General features: G+C 62.6%; 9 protein-coding genes. 3 read left to right on the plus strand and 6 right to left on the minus strand.

Annotation, left to right across the window (positions count from 1 at the left end; genetic code table 11):
- The first annotated feature begins 73 nt into the window (after positions 1–73).
- Positions 74–1,858, plus strand: a complete 1,785-nt coding sequence (tfpB, locus tag ACXX9E_RS04165; RefSeq protein ID WP_267796541.1) for a type IV pilus assembly ATPase TfpB — start codon at positions 74–76, stop codon at positions 1,856–1,858.
- A 65-nt stretch (positions 1,859–1,923) separates the two neighbouring features.
- Complete coding sequence (locus ACXX9E_RS04170) at positions 1,924–2,244, plus strand: DUF2388 domain-containing protein (protein WP_171057234.1); 321 nt, start codon at positions 1,924–1,926, stop codon at positions 2,242–2,244.
- Positions 2,245–2,345: 101 nt separating this feature from the next.
- Here the strand turns inward: ACXX9E_RS04170 and gcvP are convergent, their stop codons facing one another.
- Positions 2,346–5,219, minus strand: a complete 2,874-nt coding sequence (gene gcvP, locus ACXX9E_RS04175) for an aminomethyl-transferring glycine dehydrogenase (protein WP_458555062.1) — start codon at positions 5,217–5,219, stop codon at positions 2,346–2,348.
- 155 nt (positions 5,220–5,374) lie between these two features.
- Here gcvP and ACXX9E_RS04180 point away from each other — a divergent pair, with 155 nt between their 5' ends.
- Positions 5,375–6,517 (plus strand): DegT/DnrJ/EryC1/StrS family aminotransferase, encoded by a 1,143-nt coding sequence (locus ACXX9E_RS04180; protein ID WP_458555063.1) that lies wholly within the window; start codon positions 5,375–5,377, stop codon positions 6,515–6,517.
- Positions 6,518–6,573: 56 nt separating this feature from the next.
- Here ACXX9E_RS04180 and gcvH read toward each other — a convergent pair whose 3' ends face one another.
- The 5 genes from gcvH to ACXX9E_RS04205 all read right to left on the minus strand — a co-directional run bounded on the left by gcvH (position 6,574) and on the right by ACXX9E_RS04205 (position 12,485).
- On the minus strand, positions 6,574–6,957 hold the full coding sequence (gcvH, locus tag ACXX9E_RS04185) for a glycine cleavage system protein GcvH (protein WP_186744091.1): 384 nt from the start codon (positions 6,955–6,957) through the stop codon (positions 6,574–6,576).
- Between the two features lie 48 nt (positions 6,958–7,005).
- The gene (gene gcvT / locus ACXX9E_RS04190; protein WP_458555064.1) at positions 7,006–8,088 is read right to left on the minus strand and encodes a glycine cleavage system aminomethyltransferase GcvT; all 1,083 of its coding nucleotides are present in this window, start codon (positions 8,086–8,088) and stop codon (positions 7,006–7,008) included.
- A 155-nt stretch (positions 8,089–8,243) separates the two neighbouring features.
- Entirely contained in the window at positions 8,244–9,860 is a 1,617-nt protein-coding gene (locus ACXX9E_RS04195; protein ID WP_458555065.1) for an ABC transporter permease, read from the minus strand.
- Between the two features lie 224 nt (positions 9,861–10,084).
- A complete protein-coding gene (locus ACXX9E_RS04200; protein ID WP_123469698.1) occupies positions 10,085–11,089 on the minus strand; it encodes an extracellular solute-binding protein in 1,005 nt (334 codons plus the stop codon).
- Positions 11,090–11,267: 178 nt separating this feature from the next.
- Positions 11,268–12,485: a 2-octaprenyl-3-methyl-6-methoxy-1,4-benzoquinol hydroxylase gene (locus ACXX9E_RS04205; protein WP_267796840.1), complete on the minus strand. Its 1,218-nt coding sequence runs from the start codon at positions 12,483–12,485 to the stop codon at positions 11,268–11,270.
- Positions 12,486–12,589: the final 104 nt, after the last annotated feature.

Raw genomic sequence — 12,589 nt, forward strand, 5'->3', positions numbered from 1 at the left:
TGGTCAGGTAGTGGCCCAACGGTCTGCGGGGCCACGGCTATCCTTTGCGAACTGACGTTCAAAAGGAGCCCGCATGTCCGTTCAACTCGCCACTCAGGACCGCTGGCTGGAACTCAACGATGTCTTGCGTGAACTGGTCGCCCAAGGGTTTATCAGCCAGGACTCGGCGGAGCAGGCGCTGAACGCGCGCCGTCGCCACGCCGCTCAGGGTCAGATGCATCCACTGGAGTTCATTGCCAGCCAGCAACTGGACGACCTCAGCCGTCCGGGCAAACACCTGGACCTGGAAAGCCTGACCCTGTGGCTGGCGCAACAGGCCGGCCAGCCGTACTTGCGCATTGATCCGCTGAAAATCAACGTCGCCGCCATCACCCCGCTGATGTCCTACGCGTTCGCCCAGCGGCACAGGATCCTCGCCGTGGCGGTCGATCGCGATTCGGTGACCGTGGCCAGCGCACAACCCTATGTAAACGGCTGGGAGGCCGACCTGACCCATGTGCTGAAGCTGCCGATCAAACGGGTCGTCGCCAACCCGGTGGACATCCAGCGTTTCAGCGTCGAATTCTTCCGCCTGGCCAAATCGGTCAGCGGCGCCAGCAATGCCGACGCGCAGAGCGGCAACCTCGGCAATTTCGAACAGTTGCTCAATCTCGGCGCCAGCGATCAGGAGCCGGACGCCAACGATGCGCACATCGTCAATATCGTCGACTGGCTGTTCCAGTACGCCTTCCAGCAGCGCGCCAGCGATATCCACATCGAACCGCGCCGCGAACAGGGCACGGTGCGTTTTCGCATCGACGGTGTACTGCACAACGTCTATCAATTCCCGCCGCAGGTGACCATGGCCATCGTCAGCCGCCTGAAAAGCCTCGGGCGGATGAACGTCGCCGAGAAGCGCAAACCCCAGGACGGCCGGGTCAAGACCAAGACCCCGGACGGCGGCGAGGTCGAGCTGCGCCTGTCGACCCTGCCCACCGCGTTCGGCGAAAAAATGGTCATGCGTATTTTTGACCCGGAGGTGCTGCTCAAGGACTTTGATCAGCTTGGCTTTTCCGCCGACGACCTGCGCCGCTGGCAAGACATGACCCGCCAGCCCAACGGCATCATTCTGGTCACCGGACCGACCGGTTCGGGCAAGACCACCACGCTCTACACCACCCTGAAAAAACTGGCGACGCCGGAGGTCAACCTGTGCACCATCGAAGACCCGATCGAGATGGTCGAGCCGGCGTTCAACCAGATGCAGGTGCAGCACAACATCGACCTGAGCTTTGCCGCCGGGGTGCGTGCGCTGATGCGGCAGGACCCGGACATCATCATGATTGGCGAGATCCGCGATCTGGAAACCGCCGAAATGGCGATTCAGGCCGCACTGACCGGGCATCTGGTGCTGTCGACCCTGCACACCAACGACGCGCCCAGCGCCATCAGTCGCCTGCTGGAACTCGGCGTGCCGCACTACCTGATCAAAGCCACGGTGCTCGGGGTCATGGCGCAGCGTCTGGTGCGCACCTTGTGCCCACACTGCAAGGCGCCACTGACACTCGCCGAGGAAGACTGGCAAACCCTGACCCGGCCCTGGCAAGCGCCGCTGCCGGCTAATGCGCAGTGCGCCATCGGTTGCCTGGAATGCCGCGACACCGGTTATCACGGCCGCGCCGGGGTCTACGAGATCATGCAATTGAGCGACAGCCTCAAAGCCTTCATCACCCCGGACACCGACCTCACCGCGATTCGTCGCCAGGCCTTCAAGGAAGGCATGCGCAGCTTGCGGTTGTCCGGCGCGCAGAAAGTCGCCGCCGGCCTGACGACCATCGAGGAAGTGCTGCGGGTGACCCCCCAGAGCGAGCAGAAATAACCCGTCACGGAACCGGATCGGGGAACCACGATCCAACGCCGTAGTTAACCCCCAGGAGTCACCTCATCATGCGTCTCAAACTTGCTGTTGCCACGCTGGCCTTGCTGTCCCTTCCCGTTGGTTCGGCCATGGCGGACAGCTTTTGGCGTAACGTCATCTCGTCCGGTGCCACCACCGGCTCGACCTACCTGACCTTCAAGGATCACAAGCTGATCATCGCCGCGCAGGACGATGCCGGCAGTTTCGTCGCCAGCGATGGCGGTATCCGCGGGCCGTACCTGGAAGCCGCGATGCAGAAAGTCCGCGCCGACAACCCGGGCCTGCAGGCCACGGACATGGAACTGGCGAACGCGATTCTGGCGAAGAATGCGGTAGCGTCCGAGTAAGCCTGGCACCGATAGAAATGCCGCTCGATTGAGCGGCATTTTTTTGCCTGTAATTCCCTGTTCACCACACAACCTCTGCAGGAGTGGGGGGCACAGGGAGATCAGCGGTAATCGTCCACCGGAACACAGGCGCAAAACAGATTGCGATCGCCATAAACGTTGTCCACCCGGTTCACCGCCGGCCAGTATTTATGCGCCTTGGTATGCACATCGGGGGTGATGCCCTGTTCGAGGCTGTAAGGCCGCTCCCACACCCCGGTGACATCCGCCAGAGTATGCGGCGCGCGCTTGAGCGGGTTGTCTTCCGCCGGCCAGTTGCCGTTCTGCACTTCGGTGATTTCCGCGCGAATACTCAGCATCGCGCCGATAAAGCGGTCCAGCTCCGCTTTCGATTCGCTCTCGGTCGGCTCGACCATCAACGTCCCCGGCACCGGAAACGACATGGTTGGCGCGTGGAAGCCGTAGTCCATCAAGCGCTTGGCAACGTCTTCTTCGCTGATTCCGGTCTGCGCCTTCAACGGCCGCAAATCGAGAATGCATTCATGGGCCACCCGGCCGTTGCGCCCGGTGTAGAGCACCGGGAAGGCGCCAGATAAATGTTGCGCCAGGTAGTTCGCCGCCAGAATCGCCACTTCGCTGGCATCCGCCAGTTGCGGCCCCATCATCGCGATGTACATCCAGCTGATCGGCAGAATGCTCGCGCTGCCCCACGGTGCTGCGCTGACCGCGCCGTTCTGCGCCAGCGGCCCGTCGATGGGCACCACCGGGTGATTGGCGACGAACGGTGCCAGATGCGCACGGATGCCGATCGGTCCCATGCCCGGTCCACCGCCACCGTGAGGAATGCAGAATGTCTTGTGCAGGTTCATGTGCGACACATCGGCGCCGATGTCCGCCGGTCGCGTCAGCCCGACCTGTGCATTGAGGTTGGCCCCGTCCATGTACACCTGACCGCCGTGCCTGTGGATAACTTCACAGATCTCGCTGATGCCCTCTTCGTACACTCCGTGGGTCGATGGATAGGTCGCCATCAGGCACGACAACTTGTCCCCGGCCTCCGCCGCTTTCGCCTTCAAATCCTCAAGATCGACATTGCCCGCCTCGTCGCACTCGACGATCACCACGCGCATCCCGGCCATCTGCGCCGAAGCCGGATTGGTGCCGTGAGCCGACGACGGAATCAGGCAGATATCCCGCGCGCCCTGCTGCCGGCTCTCGTGATATTTGCGAATTGCCAGCAGCCCGGCGTACTCGCCCTGAGCCCCGGAGTTGGGCTGCATGCAGATCGCCTCGAACCCGGTGATCGCGCACAACCAGCGCTCCAGTTCTTCGATCATCAAGGTGTAACCGACCGCCTGCTCCCGCGGCGCGAACGGGTGCAGGTTGGCAAATTGCGGCCAGGTGATCGGGATCATCTCGCTGGTGGCGTTGAGTTTCATGGTGCAGGAGCCCAGCGGGATCATTGACTGGTTGAGCGCCAGATCCTTGTTCTCCAGTTGTTTGAGGTAGCGCAGCATCTCGGTTTCGCTGTGATGAGCATTGAACACCGGATGGCGCAGGTAAGGCGTCTTGCGCTGGAGGGTGTCGGGGATGCCAGACACCAGGGTTTCTGCGTCCAGTTGCTCGACGTTCAGCCCATGATCAGCACCCAGCAGTACATCGAACAGCCTGGCCACTGTGCTTTCATCGCTGGTTTCATCGAGGCTCAGCCCCACTCGACCGCGCCCGAGAATCCGCAGGTTGATCTGCGCTGCCCTGGCGCTGTCGATGATCGCGCTCTGCACGCCGCCGACGTCGAGGGTGAGGGTGTCGAAAAACTGCCCGTTGACCCGTTGCATCCCGTGGCGCTCAAGGCCCGCCGCCAGAATGCAGGTCAGCCGATGCACGCGCTGGGCGATGCGTTTCAAGCCTTGCGGCCCGTGATACACCGCGTAGCAACCGGCGATGTTGGCCAGCAGTACTTGCGCGGTGCAGATGTTCGAGTTGGCCTTCTCGCGACGAATGTGTTGCTCACGGGTTTGCAGGGCCATGCGCAACGCCACATTGCCTCGAGCGTCTTTTGACACGCCGATGATCCGCCCCGGAATCGCCCGTTTGTATTCATCGCGGCTGGCGAAAAACGCCGCGTGCGGGCCACCGTATCCCATGGGCACGCCAAAGCGCTGGGACGAGCCGAACACCACATCCGCGCCCAGCTCACCCGGCGGCGTCAGCAACAACAGGCTCAACAGATCCGTCGCAACGCAGGCCAGCGCCTGCTGCGCGTGCAACTGATCAATGACCGGGCGCAGATCGCGAATCTCGCCATGGGTGTCGGGATACTGCAGCAACGCACCGAACACCTGGTGCTGCTTCAAGTTATCCACAGCGTCGATGATCAGCTCGAAGCCGAAACCTTCGGCGCGGGTCTGCACCACGGAAATGGTCTGCGGATGACAGTTCTCGTCGACGAAAAACAGATTGCTCTTCGACTTCGCCACGCGTTTGGCCAAAGCCATGGCTTCCGCAGCGGCAGTGGCTTCGTCGAGTAACGAAGCGTTGGCCAGTTCGAGGCCGGTGAGGTCGATGGTCAGTTGCTGGAAATTCAGCAACGCTTCGAGACGGCCTTGGGCGATCTCCGGTTGATACGGGGTGTACGCGGTGTACCAGCCGGGATTTTCCAGCACGTTGCGCAGAATGACGGTCGGCGTCAGCGTGCCGTGGTAGCCCATGCCGATCAGGCTGGTCCACACCTGGTTCTGCTCGGCATAACCGCGCAACTTGGCGAGCGCCGCCTGTTCGTCGAGGGCTGGCGGCAAATCCAGCGCCCGATTCAGACGAATGCCCGGCGGCACCGTCTGCTCGATCAGTTCGGCCCGGCTGCCGAGGCCGAGGCTATCGAGCATCGCCTGCTGTTCGGCGGCGTCGGGCCCCAAATGGCGGCGCAGGAAGGCTTCGGGGTCGCGTAACTGGCTCAAGGATGGCAACTGGGACATGACGGGCTCTCTCTTGGCTGGCGCTCGGCGTCAATGCAACACGGTCAAACCAGCATAGCAGCCGATACCGCCGCGCACGGCTTGGCGGCAGAGGGGTTCCGGGGCATGCTGTAGCGCCTGCATCAGGCGTCCAACTTTCGGATGATCCAGTCCCCATGAGCCAACTGCCGTTCCTGCCGTTTTCCAAACCCGTCATTGATGAAGCCACGATTGCCGCCGTCGGCGATGTGCTGCGCTCCGGCTGGATCACCAGCGGGCCGAAGGTCCAGGCCTTCGAAGCACAGCTGTCGGAATACTTCGGCGGGCGCCCGGTGCGCACGTTCAACTCCGGCACCTGCACCATGGAAATCGCCCTGCGCATCGCCGGCATCGGCCCGGGTGACGAAGTGATCACCACCCCGATTTCCTGGGTCGCCACCGCCAACGTGATCCTCGAAGTCGGCGCCACCCCGGTGTTTGCCGACATCGACCCGGTGACCCGCAACATTGATCTGGACCAACTGGAAGCGGCGATCACCCCGCGCACCAAAGCGCTGATTCCGGTGTACCTCGCCGGTCTGCCGGTGGACATGCAGCGCTTGTACGCCATCGCCCGCAAACACAATCTGCGCATTGTTGAAGACGCCGCCCAAGCGTTGGGTTCGAGCTGGAACGGCCAGCGCATCGGCTCCACCGGCGATTTCGTGTCGTTCAGTTTCCAGGCCAACAAGAACGTTACCTGCTCCGAGGGTGGCTGCCTGGTGCTGAACACCCCGGAAGAAGCGCGGCTGGCGGAGAAGTACCGTTTGCAGGGCGTGACGCGCAACGGCTTCGATGGTCTGGACGTCGACGTGCTCGGTGGCAAGTTCAACATGACCGATGTCGCCGCCACCATTGGCCTGGGTCAGTTCGCGCATATCGAGGCGCTGACCGCCCATCGTCAGGAACTGGCCCGACACTACTTCAAATGTTTTGGCGATGACTTTGAAGCGACCTATGGTGCGCAACTGCCGCCTGCGGACTTCACCCACAGCAACTGGCACCTGTTCCAACTGGTCCTGCCGGAGCGCAAGGACGGCTTGCCGGCGCGAGCGACATTCATGGAGCAGATGCAGGCACGGGGTATCGGCATCGGCTATCACTACCCGCCGATTCACTTGCTGAGCCTGTACCGCGAGCGCGGCTTCAAGGAAGGCATGTTGCCGGTGGCGGAGAGGGTCGGACGGCTGATCGTGTCGTTGCCGATGTTCACCACCATGACCAAGGACGATGTCGAGCGTTCGGTGGCGGCGGTGAAAGCGGTATTGCGCGACGCCTGATTGACGCCTACAAAAAAGCCCCGAGAAATCGGGGCTTTTGAGGTATTACAGTCTGCTTATTCGCCGATAGCCGCCTTGTAGCCGGCAGCGTCGAGCAGCTTGTCCAGATCAGCCGCGTTATCGGGCTTGAGCTTGAAGATCCACGCACCGTACGGGTCGGAGTTCAGCAGTTCCGGCGAAGCGCTCAGCTCTTCGTTGACGGCGGTCACTTCACCGGCAATCGGCGAGTAGATGTCGGAAGCGGCTTTCACCGACTCGACCACACCGGCCTGATCTTTAGCCGCATATTTGTTGCCCACTTCGGTCAACTCGACGAACACCACATCGCCCAGCGCTTCCTGCGCGTGATCGCTGATGCCCACGGTAACGGTGCCGTCGGCTTCCAGACGTGCCCACTCATGACTTTCGGCAAAACGCAGTTCAGCGGGGATATTGCTCATGCTCGGTGTCCTCAAGAAATTGTCAGCGGTCAGGCCCGCCGGAAAAGGTTAGATCAAGGTTTTGCCATGGCGCACGAAGGTCGGTTTGACCACCCGTACCGGATACCACTTGCCACGGATTTCCACTTCGGCGCGGTCCGCTGTGGCCATCGGTACACGCGCCAGGGCAATCGATTTGCTCAGCGTAGGAGAGAAACTACCACTGGTGATCTCTCCTTCGCCAACATCGGCGATACGAACCACCTGATGGGCGCGTAAAACACCCCGCTCCTCAAGCACCAGGCCCACCAGTTTGTGCGCAACGCCGGCGTTTTTTTCCGCCGCCAGTGCCGCCCGCCCGATGAACTGCCGCGAGGCCGGTTCCCAGGCAATGCTCCAGGCCATATTGGACGCCAGCGGCGAGACATCTTGATGAATGTCCTGGCCGTAGAGGTTCATCCCCGCCTCAACCCGCAGCGTGTCGCGGGCGCCGAGGCCAATCGGCGAAATGCCAGCACCGACCAGATCGTTGAAAAATCCCGGCGCCTGTTCGGCCGGCAAGGCGATTTCCAGCCCGTCCTCACCGGTGTAACCGGTGCGCGCGATGAACCAGTCGCCATCGACTTCGGCTTCGAACGGTTTGAGGTGCTGGATCAGCGTGGCGCGGGACTGGGTGACCAGTTCGGCGATCCTGTGCCGGGCCTGCGGGCCCTGGATGGCGAGCATCGCCAGCTCGGTGCGCTCGTGCAGTTGCACGTCGAACCCGGCCAGTTGTGCGTGCATCCAGGCCAGATCCTGATCACGGGTGGAGGCGTTGACCACCAGCCGATAACGGTCTTCGAGGCGATAGACGATCATGTCGTCGACGATGCCGCCACGCTCGTTGAGCATGGTGCTGTACAACGCCCGACCGGGGCGGTGCAGGCGTTCGACATCATTGGCCAGCAAATGCTGGAGCCAGGCCTTGGCCTGGTTGCCGGTAACGTCGATAACGGTCATGTGGGATACATCGAAGACCCCGCAATCGCGGCGCACTTCGTGGTGCTCCTCGACCTGCGAGCCGTAATGCAGTGGCATGTCCCAACCGCCAAAATCGACCATTTTCGCGCCAAGGGCGAGATGCAGGTCATACAGAGGCGTACGCTGTCCCATGGGTTTCTCCTTCCGGGCGTGGCGAAGGCGCGGACAGCCGCTGCACAGTTGAAAGCCTTGAAATATAAGGCTCTCAGCCGATTTCAGCGTACCGATCTGTCAGACGAACCGCACCGAATGCCGCGCATTGTAGCCGCATGATTCAGGACTGACGACTAAGTGTTTCGGTGCGCCGAGCGGCGGATCAGGCCGATGACCGGCAATAAACCGACCAATACCAGCGTCAGCGCCGGCAGCGACGCCCTCGCCCATTCGCCTTCGCTGGTCATTTCAAAGATGCGCACCGCCAGCGTGTCCCAGCCAAACGGGCGCATCAGCAGGGTGGCGGGCATTTCCTTGAGCACATCGACGAACACCAGCAACGCCGCGCTCAACGTGCCGGGCAGCAACAGCGGCAGATACACTTTGAAAAACAGTCGCGGCCCACTGACACCCAGACTACGTGCCGCTTCGGGCAATGAAGGCCGTATACGCGCCAGACTGTTTTCCAGCGGCCCGTAGGCCACCGCAATGAAGCGCACCAGATAAGCCATCAGCAACGCCGCCAGACTGCCGAGCAACAGCGGCTTGCCGGCGCCGCCGAGCCAGCCCGACAGCGGGATCACCAGTTCGCGGTCGAGGTAGCTGAAGGCGAGCATGATCGACACCGCCAGCACCGAGCCCGGCAACGCATAACCGAGATTGGCCAGGCTGACGCCGGAGCGAATCGCCCGGGTTGGCGCCAGCCGTCGGGCGAAGGCCAGCAGCAACGCGACGCTGACGGTGATCAACGCCGCCATGCCGCCCAGGTAGAGGGTGTGCAGGATCAGCCCGGCGTAACGCTCATCGAGATCGAAGCGCCCGCGCTGCCAGAACCAGACAATCAACTGCAGCAGCGGAATCACGAACGCACAGGCGAACACCAACGTGCACCAGCCTGTCGCTGCGAACGCCTTGAGCCCGCGCAAGTGATACAGCGCCTTGACCCGTGGTCGCTCGTTGCTTGCCCGGTTGGCACCGCGTGCCCGCCGTTCGCCGTAGAGCACCAGCATCACCACCAGCAACAACAGGCTCGCCAGTTGCGCCGCGCTGGGCAGGCTGAAGAAGCCGTACCAGGTCTTGTAGATCGCGGTGGTGAAGGTGTCGAAGTTGAACACCGACACCGCACCGAAATCCGCCAGGGTTTCCATCAGTGCCAGCGCCACCCCGGCACCGATCGCCGGCCGCGCCATGGGCAATGCCACACGCCAGAACGCCTGCCAGGGCGATTGCCCGAGCACCCGCGCCGCTTCCATCAAGCCTTTGCCCTGCGCGAGAAACGCGGTGCGCGCCAGCAGGTAAACGTAGGGATAAAACACCAGCACCAACACCACAATCACCCCGCCGGTGGAGCGCACCCGCGGCAGGCGTAACCCGCTGCCGAAACACTCGCGCAACAGCGTTTGCACGGGCCCGGCAAAGTCCAGCAGACCGACGAAGACGAACGCCAGCACATAAGCCGGGATGGCGAAGGGCAACATCAGCGCCCAGTCGAGCCAGCGCCTGCCGGGGAATTCACAGAGGCTGGTGAGCCACGCCAGACTGACGCCGAGCAGCGTCACACCGACGCCCACGCCAAGCACCAGGGTCAGAGTGTTGCCCAGCAAGCGCGGCATCTGGGTTTCCCACAGGTGCGACCAGATCTGCTGGTCGATGGTTTGCCACGACAGCAACAGGACGGTCAGGGGCAACAGCACCAACGCGGCGATGGCGAAGACGATGGGGTACCAGCGGCGTTGGGCGGGGTGGGCCACTTTTTGGACTCTGGGGGGATTGGGGGTGTTCTTGGGATTAGGGTTTCAGGTTGAGATTGTTGCCCTCACCCTTCGGGAGAGGCCTAGGGTGAGGTAGCTACATCGACCCGAAACATCGAGTCGGACTCAGGTTTCGAAAACACTACAAGTCGGCTCCCTCTCCCTCCGGGAGAGGGCTGGGGTGAGGGAGCGATCTTGAACGATGAACCGTTATACGAAAAGCCTCAGTTCCAGCCCGCCCGATCCATCATGCGAATCGCTTCGGCCTGACGCTTGCCCGCCACTTCCACCGGCAGGGTGTCGGCGATGAACTTGCCCCATGCCGCCACTTCTTCCGAAGGCGCCACCGCCGGGTTGGCCGGGAACTCCTGGTTCACATCGGCAAAGATCTTCTGCGCTTCAGGTGTGGTCATCCACTCGACCAGCGCCTTGGCGGCCTCCGGGTGCGGCGCGTGTTTGGTCAGGCCGATACCCGACAGGTTGACGTGCACGCCGCGATCGGCCTGGTTCGGCCAGAACAATTTCACCGGCAGCTCCGGCATCTGCTTGTGCAGGCGACCGTAGTAGTAAGTGTTGACGATGCCGACGTCGCACTGGCCGGCATTGATCGCCTCCAGCACCGCCACGTCGTCGGAGAACACGTCGGTGGACAGGTTGTTGACCCAGCCCTTGAGGATTTTCTCGGTCTTCTCGGCACCGTGCACTTCGATCATGGTCGCGGTCAGCGACTGGTTGTAGACCTTCTTCGCCGTGCGCAGGCACAGGCGCCCTTCCCAGTTCTTGTCGGCCAGTGCTTCGTAGGTGGTCAACTCGCCCGGTTTTACCCGCTGGGTGGAATAGGCGATGGTCCGCGCGCGCAGGCTCAGGCCGGTCCAGGCATGGGTCGAAGAGCGATATTGCGGCGGGATGTTGGCGTCGATGGTCTTCGAGGTGAACGGCTGCAGAATGCCCATCTGCTCGGCCTGCCAGAGGTTACCGGCATCGACAGTGAGCAGCAGGTCGGCGGTGGCGTTTTCGCCCTCGGCCTTGATCCGCTGCATGAGCGGCGCTTCCTTGTCGGTGATGAACTTGATCTTCACCCCGGTCTTCGCGGTGTAGGCGTCGAACACCGGTTTGATCAGCTCATCAATACGCGAGGAGTAGACCACCACCTCGTCGGCGGCCTGGGCGGTGGTGCTGCCGATCAGGGTCAGGGCCAGGGCGGTCAGGAGACGCTTGGGTGCCAACATGGGAGTGATCTCTCGGTCGGAAAATGTGGGCCAAATGATAAGGACTCACATTTAGGTTCTCAATCGAACACTTTTCCAAGGAGTTACCAGATGTTGCACGACTCCTCCTACCGTAGGAATACATTCCCCTGTAGGAGTGAGCCAGCTCGCGATGTGGCCATCAGCAACAACGAAAAGATCAAGGCTTGGCGAGGGCCGGTAGATCGCCCGTCAAACCGAGGGCTTCACGCACAAACAGCGCCTTCGCCTCCGGCATCTGCTCAACAATCTTCAACCCGGCATTGCGCAGCCAGCGCACTGGCAGCGGATCGGCCTGGAACAAACGTTCGAAGCCCTCCATCGCCGCCATCAGCGCAAGGTTGTGGGGCATGCGCCGGCGCTCGTAACGGCTCAGCACCTTCACATCGGCCAGGCGCTGGCCACGCTCATTGGCTTGCAACAGCACTTCAGCCAGCACCGCCGCATCGAGGAAACCCAGGTTCACGCCCTGCCCGGCCAACGGGTGAATGGTGTGCGCCGCGTCACCGATCAGCGCCAGACCTTCGGCCACATAACGTTTGGCATGGCGCTGACGCAGCGGCACGCAAAGGCGCGGATCAGCGCTGATGACTTCGCCCAGGCAACCTTCAAAGGCGCGCTCCAGCGCCTGGCAGAAAGCCGCTTCATCCAGTGCCATCAAGCGCTCGGCCTCGCTCGGGGTGGTCGACCAGACAATCGAGCACCAATCCTGCTGCCCGTCGCGCTCAAGTGGCAGAAACGCCAGCGGTCCGTGATCGGTAAAGCGCTGCCACGCGGTCATCCGGTGCGGCTTGCTGCTGCGCACGCTGGTGACAATGGCGTGGTGCAGGTAATCCCACTCGCGCGTCGCCACGCCGGTCAGCCGGCGAACGGCTGAATTGGCGCCGTCAGCGGCAATCACCAACGGCGCGCGCAACTGGCGACCATCGGCCAGGGTCAGCAGCCAGTCATCGCCGGAGCGGCGCATCTGCTCCAGTCGGGCGTTGGCCAGCATGCCCAGATCGCAGTCGTGCAAACGATCGAGCAAGGCATCCTGAACCACACGGTTTTCGACGATATGCCCCAGCACCTCGGCGTGCACACTGCTCGCCGAGAAATGAATCTGGCCGGTGCCACTGCCGTCCCACACGTGCATGTCGGTGTACGGGCTGCTGCGCCGGCTGGCGATGCCGTCCCACACGCCGAGGCGTTCGAGAATCCGCTGGCTGGCCGCCGACAGCGCACTCACCCGCGGTTCGAACGGTGCGTCGACAGCGAACGGTTTGACGCTCAACGGGCTGCCGTCAAGCAGCAGGACTTCCAGCCCGCTGTCCTGTAGCGCCAGCGCCAAGGCGCTGCCGACCATTCCGGCCCCGACAATCAGCAGATCTGCGCGCATTTCCATGCTTTAAGCCTGTCTCGCTGGCGGCGTGCGCCGCCCGTAAAGGGTTTTACCGAGCGCGCCGGTGGGCGGCGCGCTCCTGAAAGTGAAAGTGCCGGCCA

It is taken from the genome of Pseudomonas sp. GNP014, from assembly GCF_054344005.1.